General features: G+C 43.2%; 19 protein-coding genes. All 19 read left to right on the forward strand.

Annotation, left to right across the window (positions count from 1 at the left end; translation table 11 throughout):
- The first annotated feature begins 373 nt into the window (after positions 1-373).
- The 19 genes from spoIIIAA to DP73_RS16720 all read left to right on the forward strand — a co-directional run bounded on the left by spoIIIAA (position 374) and on the right by DP73_RS16720 (position 15,565).
- Positions 374-1,438, forward strand: a complete 1,065-nt coding sequence (gene spoIIIAA / locus DP73_RS16630; protein ID WP_034600980.1) for a stage III sporulation protein AA — start codon at positions 374-376, stop codon at positions 1,436-1,438.
- Positions 1,438-1,947: a stage III sporulation protein AB gene (locus DP73_RS16635; protein ID WP_034600981.1), complete on the forward strand. Its 510-nt coding sequence runs from the start codon at positions 1,438-1,440 to the stop codon at positions 1,945-1,947. The genes spoIIIAA and DP73_RS16635 overlap by 1 nt, the downstream gene beginning before the upstream one ends.
- 21 nt (positions 1,948-1,968) lie before the next feature.
- Positions 1,969-2,166: a stage III sporulation protein AC gene (spoIIIAC, locus tag DP73_RS16640; RefSeq protein WP_007779978.1), complete on the forward strand. Its 198-nt coding sequence runs from the start codon at positions 1,969-1,971 to the stop codon at positions 2,164-2,166.
- Positions 2,167-2,177: 11 nt separating this feature from the next.
- Positions 2,178-2,564 carry a stage III sporulation protein AD gene (gene spoIIIAD, locus DP73_RS16645; RefSeq protein WP_034600982.1) on the forward strand — a complete coding sequence of 129 codons (387 nt, stop codon included), beginning with the start codon at positions 2,178-2,180 and terminating at the stop codon, positions 2,562-2,564.
- A gap of 10 nt (positions 2,565-2,574) precedes the next feature.
- Complete coding sequence (gene spoIIIAE, locus DP73_RS16650) at positions 2,575-3,747, forward strand: stage III sporulation protein AE (protein WP_034600983.1); 1,173 nt, start codon at positions 2,575-2,577, stop codon at positions 3,745-3,747.
- A 12-nt stretch (positions 3,748-3,759) separates the two neighbouring features.
- The gene (locus DP73_RS16655) at positions 3,760-4,341 is read left to right on the forward strand and encodes a stage III sporulation protein AF (protein ID WP_034600984.1); all 582 of its coding nucleotides are present in this window, start codon (positions 3,760-3,762) and stop codon (positions 4,339-4,341) included.
- A 32-nt stretch (positions 4,342-4,373) separates the two neighbouring features.
- A complete protein-coding gene (locus DP73_RS16660; RefSeq protein ID WP_034600985.1) occupies positions 4,374-4,943 on the forward strand; it encodes a stage III sporulation protein AH in 570 nt (189 codons plus the stop codon).
- A complete protein-coding gene (locus tag DP73_RS16665; protein WP_034600988.1) occupies positions 4,943-5,515 on the forward strand; it encodes a SpoIIIAH-like family protein in 573 nt (190 codons plus the stop codon). Before DP73_RS16660 ends, DP73_RS16665 begins: the two co-directional genes overlap by 1 nt.
- 104 nt (positions 5,516-5,619) lie before the next feature.
- Entirely contained in the window at positions 5,620-5,985 is a 366-nt protein-coding gene (locus DP73_RS16670; RefSeq protein WP_034600990.1) for a response regulator, read from the forward strand.
- Positions 5,986-6,247: 262 nt separating this feature from the next.
- Complete coding sequence (gene accB / locus DP73_RS16675; RefSeq protein ID WP_034600992.1) at positions 6,248-8,143, forward strand: acetyl-CoA carboxylase biotin carboxyl carrier protein; 1,896 nt, start codon at positions 6,248-6,250, stop codon at positions 8,141-8,143.
- Between the two features lie 12 nt (positions 8,144-8,155).
- Entirely contained in the window at positions 8,156-9,502 is a 1,347-nt protein-coding gene (gene accC / locus DP73_RS16680; protein WP_034600994.1) for an acetyl-CoA carboxylase biotin carboxylase subunit, read from the forward strand.
- A 359-nt stretch (positions 9,503-9,861) separates the two neighbouring features.
- Positions 9,862-10,257: an Asp23/Gls24 family envelope stress response protein gene (locus DP73_RS16685; protein WP_014901966.1), complete on the forward strand. Its 396-nt coding sequence runs from the start codon at positions 9,862-9,864 to the stop codon at positions 10,255-10,257.
- Positions 10,258-10,329: 72 nt separating this feature from the next.
- On the forward strand, positions 10,330-10,845 hold the full coding sequence (gene amaP / locus DP73_RS16690; RefSeq protein WP_034600996.1) for an alkaline shock response membrane anchor protein AmaP: 516 nt from the start codon (positions 10,330-10,332) through the stop codon (positions 10,843-10,845).
- Entirely contained in the window at positions 10,842-11,090 is a 249-nt protein-coding gene (locus DP73_RS16695; RefSeq protein WP_034600999.1) for a DUF2273 domain-containing protein, read from the forward strand. The genes amaP and DP73_RS16695 overlap by 4 nt, the downstream gene beginning before the upstream one ends.
- Positions 11,091-11,130: 40 nt before the next feature.
- Complete coding sequence (gene nusB / locus DP73_RS16700) at positions 11,131-11,556, forward strand: transcription antitermination factor NusB (protein WP_034601001.1); 426 nt, start codon at positions 11,131-11,133, stop codon at positions 11,554-11,556.
- Between the two features lie 114 nt (positions 11,557-11,670).
- The gene (locus DP73_RS16705; protein ID WP_034601003.1) at positions 11,671-12,513 is read left to right on the forward strand and encodes a sulfide/dihydroorotate dehydrogenase-like FAD/NAD-binding protein; all 843 of its coding nucleotides are present in this window, start codon (positions 11,671-11,673) and stop codon (positions 12,511-12,513) included.
- Positions 12,513-13,925: an NADPH-dependent glutamate synthase gene (gene gltA / locus DP73_RS16710; RefSeq protein WP_034601005.1), complete on the forward strand. Its 1,413-nt coding sequence runs from the start codon at positions 12,513-12,515 to the stop codon at positions 13,923-13,925. The genes DP73_RS16705 and gltA overlap by 1 nt, the downstream gene beginning before the upstream one ends.
- 153 nt (positions 13,926-14,078) lie before the next feature.
- Complete coding sequence (locus tag DP73_RS16715; protein ID WP_034601008.1) at positions 14,079-14,930, forward strand: tetrahydrofolate dehydrogenase/cyclohydrolase catalytic domain-containing protein; 852 nt, start codon at positions 14,079-14,081, stop codon at positions 14,928-14,930.
- Complete coding sequence (locus DP73_RS16720) at positions 14,930-15,565, forward strand: cyclodeaminase/cyclohydrolase family protein (RefSeq protein WP_034601009.1); 636 nt, start codon at positions 14,930-14,932, stop codon at positions 15,563-15,565. Before DP73_RS16715 ends, DP73_RS16720 begins: the two co-directional genes overlap by 1 nt.
- Positions 15,566-15,833 lie beyond the last annotated feature (268 nt).

Here is a 15,833-nt window from a genome sequence, read left to right on the forward strand (position 1 = left end):
CTGCTCTCGGCTTTAGTTATGTAGATCAAGTGACTCTTAGCTTCAGATGGAGTTTGCCTAAGAGGAATACTTACTCCAGCTGAAGCTTAGAGGAACTTATCCAGGGACGTAGCAGCCGTTATCTCATCCTCACCGCTAAAGTTGTTCTGGGTAGTTTGCGGTTCGGCGAAAGCAACCTGCGCCGTTATGCTTTTCTTTGGAGCAGGCGGCTTGGGCGAAACCCTCACCCGGATTTCGTCACTGGATGCTTTCGTACTTATAGAATATGGGAGTCTTACGGCTGGTAGTCATCGGATAAACTTCCTCTTTTTGCCAAGTATTCAAGTCTAAAACTATCAAGTTAGACATACCTTCTATCAAGGGGGGCAATGAAGTGTCGCTACATTACACTCTATCTGTCGTTCAGGAAGATAGGCTAACGGCAGATTTACAAAAAGTTAAGGTTTCTAAAGGGGAAAAAAGCTTTCCGGGGCTTAATAAGAGCGCGGCTTTATGGGCGGATATGGCAAGGTGGTTTGGGGATAATGTTCGATCAATTTTACTCAATCTTAAGGAGGTAGCTTATTACGAGGTTGAAGAACTGCGTTTGCGAGTTGGACAGCCACTCATGCTTCGAACGGTGGATAAGGATCTCTTTATTAACCACCAGGGGGAGACAACTAGTCCCTATCAAGCCTACTTTATTAAATCAGAGGACTTAACAGCTGCTTTAGAACGTATGACTCATAGCTCCCTCTACGCAGTTGAAGAGAATCTGAAGCAGGGGTATATTACTTTGCCCGGAGGAAATAGAGTAGGTTTAACAGGTGAAGCGGTGCTTCAGGATGGTCAACTTCAAACATTGAAACACATATCTTCTTTAAATCTCCGTATAGCAAGAGATATTCAGGGACAGAGTCTCAAAATATTGCCCTTACTGTTAAATTCTGCCGGTCAGCTGTATCATACACTGTTAATCTCTCCCCCAAGAGCAGGTAAAACAACCTTGTTAAGAGATTTGATTCGTTCCCTAAGCAATGGAGTTTCTAAATTGAGATTAGAGGGTCAGACTGTAGGAGTTGTGGATGAACGGGGGGAACTTGCCGGGATGTGGCAAGGTATACCAACCTATGATTTAGGTTTTCGAACGGATGTATTGGATGGCTGCCCAAAAGCCAGCGGGATGAGCATGATGGTTCGTTCTATGTCCCCTCAAGTATTGGCTGTGGATGAACTGGGTCATGCTGAGGATGTTGTTGCGATAACTGACGCTTTGCGTACCGGAGTCCGGATACTTAGTACCGCTCACGCCAGTACTCTGGAAGAGGCCCGGAGCAGACCGGTTATAACTCATCTATTAGATCAAGGGGTTTTTGAACGTTTGGTTGTGTTAAGCAGGCGACATGGACCGGGAACCATAGAAGGGGCTTACGATCTTAAAACTGGGAGGAGCCTGTAATGCTAATACTGGGATGTATGGTACTTATAGCAGGGTGCGGATGTTTAGGGCTGTGGTTTGCTTACAGAATTCGAAGGCGTCCTCAGGAGTTAAGAGAATGTTCAATGGCCTTAGCACTCTTAGACACGGAAATCGTCTGGGGGGCAACTCCTCTACCCGAGGCATTCGGAATTCTTAAAGAACGTACAGATGCACCTTGGCAAGGATTTTTTGGAGAATTGAAGGAACGATTGAGTCAGGGTGAATCAGCGGGTATAGCATGGAAAGAGACCATGATAGCACAAAATAGCCATTTTTGTTTAAAGCCTGAAGACTGGAGTGTGATTGGAGATGTTGGTAAAGGATTGGGGCGGTCTGATCGGACGGAACAGCATAAACAAATTGAGCTTGTTCAACGTCAATTGATGGTGATGAAGGAACAAGCGGAAACCTGGTCTGGAAAACAAGCTAAGATGTGGTCGTACTTAGGCTTTCTTGGAGGAATTGCGGGAGTGCTTATCTTGATTTAACCAGGGAGAGGAGTTGTACAAATGAGCTTTAATTTAATAATAACAGTGGCCGGTATTGGAATTCTGGTCGGAGTTCTGGCATCCGTTCTCAATCAATCCGGCCGTAGTGAAATGGCTCAAGGAGTTACTATTATGGGAGTTATTGTAGTTCTCTATATTGTAGTACAGTCTATAGCTGAATTATTTACTCTGGTTAAAAGTGTTTTCAACCTATATTAGGGGGCTAAAGTGTGGAGATATGGCAAATAGTTGGACTAGCCCTAATAGTAACAATTTTTAGCGTTGTTCTCAAACAGATCAAGCCTGAGATCGCTTTACAGCTTTCCATATTAGCAGGTACATCGATCTTTATAATTGTTCTTAGTAAAATACGAGTTATTGTTGACTTATTACAAAACCTTGCCGATCAAGCTAATATTAATTCCTATTATTTACTGATCATTTTAAAAATCGTAGGAGTTGCCTATCTGGCAGAGTTTGGTGCTCAAATATGCCGTGACGCAGGTGAAGGTGCCTTGGCAACAAAAATTGAACTTGCGGCAAAAGTCGGGGTAATAATTTTAGCGATTCCTATTATTGTAGCTATTACTGAGTCATTGGTACGACTCGTTCCGTGAGGTGATGTGTTTGCCGAGATATATTGTCAGTTTGGTAATGTTAGTTTTCTTCCTTTGTGGGACAACTTCTCCGGTTTTAGCGGAAGAAGTACCCTCTCAGCCCCAGGAAAAGATAGATCTTCTGCAAGAGATTGATTTGAGCCAAATGCACAGTTTTTTGGAGCAATTGGATAGTGATGTCCAGAAGGCAATGCCCGGATTTTCTCTTGTGCGTATGTTTGAGGATCTAAGGAGTGGCAAGTTAAGTTTGAAACCGGAAAACTTAGGGAATACGTTGTTAACTTTATTAGGCCATCAAATACTAGGGACGGGCCCTCTAATTGGTAAACTCCTCATCCTAGCTGTACTGGGAGCAGTTTTGGGACAACTCCAAGTAGCTTTTGGAGGTAGTGTGGGGAAGATCGCCCAAGTCATGACCTATCTCGTTCTGCTCAGTTTAGCAATGACAACATTTAAAGAGGTTATAGACATCGCTACAGGAACTATCGATCAAATGGTCGGTCTGATGCAAACCATGTTTCCGGTTATCCTGACTCTCTTGATTACCATGGGTAATTTAACCAGTGCAGCTCTATTCAAGCCTCTTATTATGGGTAGCTTGACAGTTTTGGCCACAGTTATTAAGACGGTTATTCTGCCACTCTTCTTATTAGCAGCAGTCCTTAAACTTTTTAATCATATTTCCGAACAATTTAAACTAAGCAAACTGGCTGGCTTATTTGAATTCGTAGGAAAAATATCCCTTGGTGTGATTATGACTATTTTTATCGGAGTCATGACGGTTCAAGGAGTGACTGGAGGGGTTGCTGATAGCGTTGTATTCCGAACAGCTAAGTACTCAGCCGATCTTGTTCCTGTGGTCGGAAAGTTTTTTAAAGACGCTGTGGAACTTGTGATTACCTCAGGACTACTCTTGAAAAATGCTGTTGGGATAGTTGCTTTAGTAGCAATTATTGTGATTTGCTTGGGTCCTCTAATCAAGATTTTGGCTATGATCCTGGTGTTTCGCATTTCTGCAGCCCTCATCGAACCGATTGGTGAAAAGGCCCTTGCGGACAGTCTTCAGGATATGTCTAAAAGCTTAATACTAATAATAGTTTCAGTTGCATCTGTAGCAGTTATGTTTTTCATGGCAGTAGCTGTGGTCGTAGGTTCGGGAACTTTTTCAGTGATGTTGCACTAAGGAGGAAAAACTGTGCAAACGTTACAAACACTTGTTAGAAATTTGGCCTTGATTTTATTGTTGGCAACCTTTCTGGAGATGATTTTGCCTAATAAATCCATGCGGGGATTTGTCCAAATGGTGATGGGTCTATTCGTGATTTCGGCGATTCTCGCTCCGATTACAACATTGCTGAATACCCCTCTGTCAATGGAGATTCCCGCTTGGACTGCCACAACTCCTCAAGATTTACCGGCAATTGCGGTGGAAGGACAAGGAGTTCAGGTCGGGCGAGATGCTGTCCAGGAGCAATATCGAAGGATACTTATTAATCAGATTAAAGGATTAGCATTAGGTACTTCAGGAGTTGGAGACGCGGAGGTTGACGTTAGATTTGAAGAAAAAGAGGGGGGAATCATCGATCAACCAACAATTGCAGAAATTAATGTCCTGTTGACAGCTTCACGGGAAACCATTCAATCAGTTAAACCAATTATTATTGGTGAATCTACTATGCCTGAGACAACACAATCTCCAAAGGTTGAAGAGGTCAGAGAGCGAATTGCCACATTTATGAGCATCCCTAAAGAAAAGATAATAGTTCAAGAAACCTAAAGGTTTTGCAAATATGGAAGGAGGTTAACTTTATGGATTGGATGAAAAAAATATCAACGGATAAAATGTTACTGGGAGTTGTGTCTTTAATTGTTGTAGGAATGTCCTTTATTTATCTCGGAAAAGGGCAAATTGGCAATGGCAATGAAGAAATTACCCCAACAAAATCCGCTATAACATCTATAGAGAATCCGAATACCAAAATTGGTGTTTTAGAGAAAGAGTTAGAAAGCAAATTACAAACCAACATTTTGATGATGGAGGGCGTAGGAAAGGTACAAGTTTCTGTTAACTTTTTGACTGGTTTAAAGAACGAGTATGTTCGGAATAACAATGTCACTAAGCGTACGAATAAAGAAACTGATAAAACCGGGGGTACTCGAGAAACAACAGAGGTCACGGAGAATAATCAAGTTGTTATGCCAAGTGGATCTTCTCAACCGGTAATCGCCATTGAGGATCGTCCCGAGATTGGAGGAGTCTTAGTAATAGCTGAAGGTGCCCGGGATCCAAAAGTAAGGGAAGGAATACATACAGCGGTACAAACTCTTTTAAGTATTCCAAGCTCCAGAATTACTGTTGTGCCAATGGGTGGAGCATGATGACTAAGTACATGAATTGGCCAGTGCTTTTAATTGTGGGACGCAAATCTTGGCTAAGACTGACTGTTTATGCAGGGTTAGCAGTCATGCTGGGGATTTTAGGAATTAGTCTAATTATTTCTGAATCCCATGCCTATATTCCGGAACAAGCCAGTTCGCCTGTTAATGCGCCAATAGAAGAATCTCAAATCAAGTTTGAGGTTGAAGCCATAAAACCCAATAACTCCGGTGGGAATTATTTCGTTAATTATCGTTTAAAACGAGATCAATTACGTCAGGAATCAAAGGCAATGCTTGCTCCACTTCTCGATTCGACAGTAGAAAAAAGCAAGGCAGAGGCGCAGGATCAATGGCTGCAGCTTAGCATGAAAATTCAACGAGAAGAAGAGATTGAAAATCTTCTTAAAATAAAAGGCTTCCAAGACGCAGTAGCGGATGTTTTTCCTGAACATGTAACAGTGATTGTCTATGCTCCGAGTTTAACTCCCCATGAGGTAAGTCTTATACAGGAGATTGTCCTGAGAGTGACAGGAATCCGTTTAGATAAGATTATGATATCTTCTAAAAAGTAGTAGATATTCAAAAAGTTCTATATAACATGTGCAGGAAAATAGGTGTGTCAGAGCGAATTATATCAATGATAGGACGAAAGTCCTGGTTGAGAGGGTGAGAGGCACTGAAGAAGAGCAAAATTCTTATTGCTGATGATGCGAGTTTCATGCGTTTGATGATTAGCCAGATTCTTGCTCGGCAGGGTCTTACAAACGTCATTGAAGCTGAAAATGGTCTGCAGGCTGTGGAGCAATTCAAGTCTAACAAACCTGACCTGACGCTTTTAGATATTACCATGCCGGAACTCGATGGATTAGCTGCTTTGGCAGAAATTCTTAGGATTAACCCCTTGGCAAAGGTTGTAATCTGCAGTGCAGTTGCCAATGACAATATTGTACGAGAAGCGTTGAACGAAGGTGCAGTAGGCTTTGTAGCCAAGCCGTTTCGGCCTGATGAGCTATTGAACGTAGTTCTTAAACATTTAAATTAGGTAAATCTATAATCTACTAGTCGCACTTTGTTGCCGCCTGATATAGGCGGTAGTTTTATGCCTATCTGCAACCAGTTATATCGAAAAGATAAGCTGGTCAAAGTATACAAAAAGAGTTATATTGTATACTTAAACTAGTTTCGTTGAAAAAGAGGTAGTACCCTCATATAATAAAACATATTGTTTCATTTTTAATAATGAGAAAATTACCCATTATTGAAGTTTGAACGGAATGGGGATAATACAAAGAGGGGTGACGGCAGTGAAACCAGTTAAGATTACAGATACGACTTTGAGGGATGCCCACCAAAGTCTTTGGGCAACTCGGATGCGTACCGAGGATATGCTGCCCATCCTAACAGAGCTGGATGAGGTAGGTTTTTTTTCGTTAGAAGTATGGGGCGGGGCTACTTTTGATGTGTGTCTGCGTTTCTTGGGTGAGGATCCCTGGGAACGTTTAAGACAGATAAAAAGCCGTGTTAAAAAGACTCCCTTGCAAATGTTGCTTAGGGCCCAGTCTCTGGTAGGGTATCAGCATTACCCGGATGATGTGGTTAGGGAATTTGTTTCCCTAAGTGTCAAAAATGGAATTGATATTATCAGGATTTTTGATTCGCTGAATGATGTTCGGAATATGGTGGTTCCTATGGATGCTGCCAAAAAAGCAGGAGCACATGTTCAAGCCTCCGTCGTTTATACAATTAGTCCCGTTCATACAACTAAACATTACCTGGAAACAGCTACGGCACTTGCAGAGCTGGGTGCGGATTCCTTATGTATTAAAGATATGGCTGGCTTACTTACTCCTATCAAGGCTTATGAACTGATTTCGTTATTAAAGAAAGAGTTAGGAATTATGATTCATTTGCACAGTCATTATATTGGCGGAATGGCTGTTGGAACGTATTTAAAGGCCGCAGAAGCAGGAGTGGATATTGTTGATACTGCCAGTGTGCCCTTAGCCTTTGGTGCTAGTCAACCGCCGGTTGAAACAGTAGTTCGAGCTTTTCAAGATACCGAATTTGATACGGGTTTAAGTTTACGTAAACTCTTTCATGTTGCCAAGTACTTTGAGGCACTGCGCAAAAGCCGTAGTTTTGAGCGCGGTATCACTCGAATCTCAGATATGAGAGTCTTTGAACACCAAGTACCTGGGGGCATGATCTCGAATTTAGTCTCTCAGCTTGAAGAACAGGGTGCCCTTGAGCGCATACATGACGTCTTAGAGGAGATTCCTAAAGTGCGTGCAGAGTTAGGCTACCCCCCGCTGGTAACTCCTACGAGCCAAATTGTTGGCACTCAAGCGGTATTAAATGTCCTCAGCGGGGCAAGATATAAGTTAATCCCAGGAGAGGTCAAAGGATATGTGCGTGGGTTATATGGTCGTCCGCCAGCACCGATAAACCCTGAAATTCAAAAGAAAATTATCGGAGATGAGGAACCCTTATTAGTTCGACCGGCAGACAAACTGGAACCCGGCATGGTAAAAGCAAAACTTGATAGTCTCGAGTTGGCTCAATCCGAGGAAGATGTCGTAAGCTATGCATTGTTCCCGCAAATTGCTAAGAAGTTTTTCGAAGAGCGAAAACTTGGGGTAATCTCAAGAGAGGAACCTAAACCTAAAGTGGGTAAGGAGACAAAGGATACCCGCACTTCATTGTTATCGAAGGAGGATTCGAAGTTGAATTTACAAGAAATCAAAGAATTAATCCAAATTATAGATGAGACTGAAATTAGTGAATTAAATCTTGAAAGCGATGGGGTGAAAATCGCTATTCGCAAGGGGCCCAGTGTTGTTGCTGGAGTGCCGGTCACGGCTGTTGCTCGTCAAGAGGCAAGTTCACCGGTTGTGGCAGATACACCTGTTCAATCCCTACGTCCGGAAGCGGTCAAAGCTCCGGAGCCTATCATAAATGCCAATACAGAAACCATTACTTCCCCGATGGTTGGAACTTTCTACTGTTCCGCATCTCCTGAGGCTGCTCCTTATGTTAAATTAGGACAAAATATTGAGGCTGGTCAAGTCGTTTGTATCGTTGAGGCCATGAAGCTCATGAATGAAATTGAGTCGGAAGTTAATGGGAAAGTTGTACAAATTCTTGTGGAGAACGGTCAACCTGTTGAATATGGGCAGGCGTTGTTCGTTATTGAAAAATAAGGAGAAAAGAGCATGTTTAAGAAAATCCTGATTGCGAATCGCGGGGAAATCGCCTTGCGTATCATTAGAGCATGTCGCGAACTTGATATCGAGACAGTCGCTGTTTTTTCTGAAGGAGATCGAGAGGCATTGCACGTTAAGGCCGCAGACGAAGCGGTTTGCATAGGGCCCGTAGCTAGTGCCAAGAGTTACCTTAATATTCCTAACATCATCAGTGCTGCAGAATTGACAGGCGTCGATGCAATACACCCGGGCTATGGTTTCTTATCTGAAAACGCTCGCTTCTCTGAGATATGTGAGTCATGTAATATCACCTTTATCGGGCCGTCTCCTAAAGTTATCGAAACTATGGGAGACAAAGCCACCGCTCGAAAAACAATGATAGAAGGCGGCGTTCCTGTTGTCCCGGGATCTAAAGATATTATTACAGATGATAAAACCGCAGAAATTGTTGCAGAAGAAATAGGATATCCCGTCTTAATTAAGGCCTCGGCTGGTGGTGGAGGCAAAGGCATGCGAGTTGCTCAGAATGCTAAAGAGTTGAGCAAATCCATCAAGGCAGCTCAAAATGAAGCCCAAGCTTCCTTTGGCAATGCTGAGGTATACTTGGAAAAATATGTGGAAGAACCCAGACACATTGAGATTCAAGTATTGGGTGATAACTACGGCAATGTCATTCATTTAGGCGAGCGGGATTGTTCGCTGCAACGCCGCCATCAAAAGCTTCTGGAAGAGTCCCCATCGAGTGCCATAAGTCCGGAGTTGAGAGAAAGAATGGGTGCAGTCGCCGTCCAGGCGGCAAAATCTGCAAATTATTCCAATGCAGGAACCATAGAGTTTTTGTTAGATCGGCATGGCAACTTCTATTTTATTGAAATGAACACGCGTATTCAGGTCGAGCATCCGGTTACTGAAATGGTTACAGGTCTGGACTTGGTAAAAGAGCAAATTCGTTTAGCGGCTGGAGAACCTCTAGGCTATACACAAGCAGATATCCAAATGCGTGGTTGGGCGATTGAATGTAGAATTAATGCGGAAAACCCTGATAAAAACTTTATGCCCTCTCCGGGGTTGATTACCATCTATCATGCTCCGGGTGGACCTGGGGTAAGGGTGGATAGTGCGGTTTATCAAGGGTATGCTGTTTCCCCTTATTACGACTCCATGGTTGGAAAGTTGATTGTCTGGGGTGCCACTAGACAGGAAGCAATTGCCCGCATGAAACGTGCTCTTGAGGAATTTGTCATTGAAGGGATTCATACAACGATACCCTTCCACTTAAAAGTATTGGACAATGCGTTTTATCAACGTGGCGAAGTTTACACAAACTTTATCCAACGTCGAATCTTAGGAGAATAAGCATCTTTAACCAGAGAAGAGAAATACGAAGTAAGAACGGGATTTCCCCGTTCTTTTACTGCAAGAAGAACTTCACTATTAATGTGAGGATCTTTTTGTTATTACTTAAATTGTTTTTTTAAGCTAAAACTTTAAATAATTTATTGAGGGGAAATAGCCTTTGCTAGATCAGCCTTAATTTGGTATAATATCAACGTCATGTAGATAATGGAAACCTACTTATGATAAGATATTTCACTCTAAATGGTAAGTAGGCTTATCTAGTTGCAAAAAAGGGTATGTGAATAATGTAATGTCGAAGTTCAATATTCAAACTTACGAACCACGAACATCGAACTTCGAGTAGGGGGTGTAAGGTCATGGAAAGTATGGGTACAGATAATTCCCTGGGATCTATTCGCATCGCGGATGAAGTTGTAGAAGTCATAGCCGGATTAGCTGCTTCTGAAGTAGAGGGCGTCGTAGGCATGAGCGGTGGTCTGGTTGGAGACTTAGCTAACATGTTGGGGAGAAATAAAAACCTGTCCAAAGGAGTTAAGGTTGAAGTCGGTGAACATGAGGTAGCTGTAGATTTATTTATTGTTGTAGAGTATGGTGTATCAATTCCCGACGTAGCTTTTAGTGTTCAGCAAGCTGTAAAAGAGGCCATTGAGAGTATGACTGGACTTAAAGTCGTAGAGGCAAATGTTCATGTGCAAGGGGTTAATTTTAAACCGGTTGTGGAAACCAAAGAAGAAGACTTACGTTTAAAGTAAAGAAAACTTGGCAGGCGCCAAGAAGGCCCCCCCTGGAAAGCCCAGGGGGGGTTTCTGAAAGAAGGGACGACGATGTTGGCCTATACTTTAGGATTGATTCTATTTCTGGGGGCACTGACTATATTAGCAGTAGCCTCAGGTTGGGGACTCCCATACTTTTTAATAACTCAAGGGCTTGATTGGTTAAGATTTAATCCTTGGGAGAGTATTATTATGGCTGGAGCTTTACTATTGTTAGGATTGCTATTGTTTATCCGACCACGGACGAGTACTGATAATTCTTTTCGGACATCTTTAAAAGGAGGAGATGTTCGGATTTCTCAAGATGCCCTTCAGGAGATTATTACACGCAGTGCCAAAGGGCTGCCTGGAGTTTTGCAAGTTGGATCAAGTCTTAGACAACGCGAAGCTGGACTTGAGATTATGGTGTTCTGTCAGTTTGAACAGGGGGTCGTAATTCCTCAGATATCTGAAGAAATTTTGAAGAAGGTTAAAGAGGATGTTGAGCTTTATACCGGAATAATTGTGGCAGAGGTGAAAGTGCTGGTGCGTCGCTTAGAAAAGGTTCGTCCGGTACGTGTGCGATGAGGGGCTTTTGGTTAAAAATTGAAGAGAAGATTTCACAGTCTTTAGTTTGGGCCTTGGATAATCACCCTGGCAAGCTTTTGGGAACATCTATAGGTTTTATACTGGGACTTTTGTTTGTGACGCTAGGTTTCTGGCGAACCCTGGTGTTAGTCTTATGTGCCGTGATAGGCTTTGTTTTAGGGAAACGCCAAGATGAGCATAAAGACCTTTCAGCCTGGGTAGAAAAGACTTTTAACAAGTATTAAATGATGACTTAAAATTAGATATCACTAGGGAGGAATTTTCTTGAGTCGAAGATTAGCTCGAGAAACTGCATTACAAGTGCTTTTTCAAAGAGACCTGACGAAAGAACCATTGATTATTGCAGAAGAAGTTAAGCGCTGGGCGGATGAATTTGTTGTTCCCGAGCCCAGTAGGGGATTTGCGCAGGAACTTGTTGAAGGGACAATAGATCATCAAAGCGAAATTGATCAAACAATTTCTTCATATGCTCAAGATTGGTCCATTAATCGTATGGCTAATGTGGATAGAAATGTAATGCGCTTGGCTACTTACGAGATTCTTTTCCGTTCTGATATCCCCGGTCGTGTAAGTCTCAATGAAGCAATTGAGCTGGCTAAGCGTTTTGGAGGAGAAGAATCAGCTAAATTCGTTAACGGGATACTAGATCGAATCGTGGAAAGTAATCTGAAAGCAGAAAAAAAGAAATAACTTTAGCTTAAATATTTTTTCACAATTTCGAAATTGAAGGAAAAGTCATTCAAGATATCGAATTAATTTAATATATGAGAAATTTTAATTTTATTCACATTAAGGGGGAGACAAATGTACCACGTTGTTAAAAAAAGACTATTGGCAACCGGTATTGCCTTACTGGACGTCAATGCACCAGCTGTGGCCGCAAAAGTTGAGCCAGGGCAATTTGTTATTGTCCGTGTAGACGAGCAGAGTGAGCGTATTCCTTTGACTGTAATGGATTTTGATCGTGAAAAGGGTACTATCACGATTGTTGTTCAAGATGTTGGGTACTCGTCAGCAATTATCACGGGTATGAATGAAGGAGATGCATTTCAAGACTTTGTAGGTCCGTTGGGAGTCGAATCCGAAATTGAAAATTATGGTACTGTTGTTTGCATCGGAGGGGGTTTAGGCATTGCTCCTATTCATCCCATAGCTCGAGCTTTAAAAGATGCCGGAAATCATGTCATCTCCGTCCTAGGTGCGAGAAGTGCAGATTTGCTGATTTTAGAAGATGAGATGGCCGCTGCAAGCAGTGAAGTTGTCATAGCCACAAATGATGGAAGTAAAGGTGTTAAAGGATTTGTAACAGACGGACTTGCTCAAGTGTTAGCCCAAGGCCACCAAGTTAAGGCTATTTGGGCCATCGGTCCGATGATTATGATGAAAGCTGTTGTCGATTATACACGGTCATTAGGCATCAAAACCATTGTTAGTATGAATCCAATCATGGTTGATGGAACAGGCATGTGTGGTGCATGTCGGATTAGCGTAGGCAATGAGACAAAATTTGCCTGTGTCGATGGGCCGGAGTTTGATGGACACTTAGTTGATTTCGACTTAGCAATGAAGCGTCTCGCTTTTTATAAAGATGAAGAGAACCGGGCCAAAGCCCGACTGGAATGCAATCATGAAGGAGGGCATCACTAATGGCTGAGAATGTTGAAAGCACAAAAAAAATTAAGATCCCTCGTCATGAAATGCCTTGTCAGGAACCGGAAGTACGGGCGCGTAACTTTGAAGAAGTTGCTTTAGGCTATACAGAAGAAACAGCTGTTGAAGAAGCTAAGCGTTGTTTACAATGTAAGAATCCTAAATGTGTTTCTGGGTGTCCTGTAGAAGTTCTTATTCCGGAGTTTATTAAAAAGGTTGCCGAAGGGGATTTTCAGGAAGCCGGCAATGTTCTGAAAATTAAAAATTCCTTACCTGCTGTTTGTGGTCGTGTTTGCCCTCAAGAAAATCAATGTGAGAGTAAATGTATTTTAGGGATTAAAGGAGAGTCAGTAGCTATTGGCCGACTTGAGCGTTTTGCAGCTGACTTCGGGATGAAGACAGGTAAATCTGAGTACGAGAAACCCGCACCCAGTGGTAAGCGGGTAGCTATTATTGGAGCTGGGCCTGCTGGATTGGCATGCGCCGGCGACTTGGCAAAAGCAGGTCATGCTGTGACTGTGCTTGAAGCCTTACATGTTGCCGGGGGCGTACTGATGTATGGAATTCCTCAATTCCGTCTGCCTAAAGAAATTGTCCAAACTGAGATTGAAAATCTCAAAACCATGGGGGTAGAGATTCTAACTAATCAGGTCGTTGGAAAAATCACCTCTGTTGATGAGCTTATGGAAAATGGTTATGACGCCGTGTTTATTGGAACAGGCGCAGGACTTCCCTATTTCATGGATATCCCAGGAGAGAACTTAAATGGTGTTTATTCAGCTAATGAGTTCTTAACAAGGACAAATTTAATGAAGGGCTATAAGTTCCCAGACTATGCTACACCAGTTAAGGTTGGTAAAAATGTTGCCGTCTTAGGTGCCGGTAATGTGGCAATGGACTCTGCTCGTACAGCTTTACGTTTAGGCGCGGAAAATGTCTATATCATCTATCGTCGCTCTCGTGATGAAATGCCTGCCCGTAAAGAAGAACTAGAACATGCAGAGGAAGAGGGTATTCAATTCCGCTTGTTGACAAACCCTGTAGCTATCGAAGGGGATGAGCGCGGATGGGTGAAAAGTTTAACCTGCTTGCGCTATGAGCTGGGAGAACCCGATGCTTCAGGACGCCGTGCTCCTATTGCAATTAAAGGCTCTGAATTTGATATCCCTATGGATACAGTCGTAGTGGCTATTGGACAAGGCCCGAACCCTCTGGTTACAACATCTACCCCGGGCTTGGAGTTAAACAAGCGCGGTAATATCGTTGCAGATCCGGAAACCTTGATGACTTCAAAGCCAGGCGTTTTTGCCGGCGGTGATATCGTAACAGGTGCGGCAACTGTTATTTTGGCTATGGGAGCCGGTAAAAAGGCTGCCGCAGGTATTGATCAATACCTCAAGGGAAAGTAACTATCTCTCTACCAATCTGAGCATAAGGCCTCCCGCTTTCAGAAAGTGGGAGGCTAATAAGCAGGAAATTTTTACTTAATGGGTTTCCACTCCAGTTAATAAAGGGAGTTTTATAGCTGAATAAATCGAAATATTTTGAAAGGAGTGTGTATTTTGGCACAATTGTTAGACGGAAAAGCAGTATCCAAAATTTTAAAAGAAGAGATTCGTGAGGAAATTGCACAATGGAAAGAAAAAGGTGTGCAACCGAAACTTGCCGTTATACTAGTCGGTGACGACCCAGCTTCGGTGGTTTATGCGAGATCCAAGCAGAAAGTCTGTGAGGGAATCGGAATGGCCTTTGAACTTTTCACAATGCCTGGTTCTACACCGGAAGCAGATGTTTTGTCAAAAATTGAAGAACTAAATAAGGATCAGGCAGTTCACGGCATTATGATTGAACTTCCCCTTCCCAAGGGAATTCAAAAAGAAACGGTTATGGCTGCAGTACGTCCCGATAAAGATGTAGACGGAGTTCACCCTATCAATCGCGGATATATTCTAAGCGGCGAGGAAGGACTATTCCCGGCTACCCCTCAAAGTTGTATTGAATTGCTTCTTCGCTCAGGGGTGCAAATCGCCGGTAAGCACGTTGTTATCGTCGGACGTGGCGAAACAGTGGGCAAACCTTTAGTTTTCTTAATACTTAAACACAATGCTACAGTGACAATTTGCCACTCGAAAACTCCAGACCTGGGGGCTTTCACAAGGCAGGCAGATATTTTGGTTGCAGCAGTAGGTCGGGCTAAGCTGATCAAAAAAGATATGGTCAAAGCCGGCGCAATTGTAGTTGATGCCGGAATCAACGAGACACCTGACGGAATCTGCGGAGATGTTGACTTTGAGGCTGTTCAAGATGTAGCTGATTTAATTTCTCCGGTACCGGGTGGTGTAGGTTCCCTGACCACTGCCTTAATCATGCGTAATGTCCTGAAAGGAATCGTTCTGCAAGGAGGAGCTAAGTAATGGATATGAGCAAAATCTGGGAGTGGACGACGGATGAATTCTTGACAGTGTCGGCCAGCTCTTCCCCTACGCCAGGAGGCGGAAGTGTTTCTGCTTATGTGGGAGCCTTGGCTGCTTCAATGACTTGTATGGTGGCTAACCTAACCGTTGGCAAGGAAAAGTACAAAGACGTTGAACCCCAAGTAAAAGAGATCTTGACTGAAGCCGAGGAAGTCTTAAGTCTGTTGAAAACAGGTTTAAGCCAGGATATCGCTGAATTCTCCAATTTCATGGATGTTTTAAAACTACCAAAAGGTACAGATGAAGAAAAAGCTGTGCGCGCTGAGAAAATGCAGGAAGTCTTAGTATCTGCTACTAACACTCCCCTGGGTATTTCTCAAAACTGCTTTAGAGTTCTGCAGTTAGCTCAAAAGCTTGCTCCAATCGGCAATAAGGGAGCAATCAGTGATGTGGGTGTATCCGCTTACTTAGCTGAAAGTGCTCTAAAATCTGCAATGCTCAGTGTAGATATTAATCTGCCCGGAATTAAGGACGCAGAGTATCAGGAGCGAGTTAAGGCAGAACGAGCCAGACTCTTCGAACAGGCAGCGATCATTTGTGCCGAGACAGTTGCAGTGGTACAAAGCAGAATGTAGTTCGTATTTAGGCAATAAAAAGGGGTGAGGAAATTTTTCCTCGCCCCTTCTTATTGTGTGCTATGTTCCGTTCTCCAAATCACCATCAGAGGAAGAAAATAGGGGTCACTCGGGGCAGGGCGGCTTCGCCCACATCCGTTCACTCAACATTCCGAGGCTCGCCTACTCGCTTGGGCGGGAGCTCCACCAAACCTACGGGTAATACCTGAAGTGAACCTGTGGCTCCGCTTCCCACCCAAGCTTTGTATGCTTTACCGCCTCTCCATGC

Source organism: Desulfosporosinus sp. HMP52 (genome assembly GCF_000765145.1).
Lineage (GTDB): Bacteria > Bacillota > Desulfitobacteriia > Desulfitobacteriales > Desulfitobacteriaceae > Desulfosporosinus.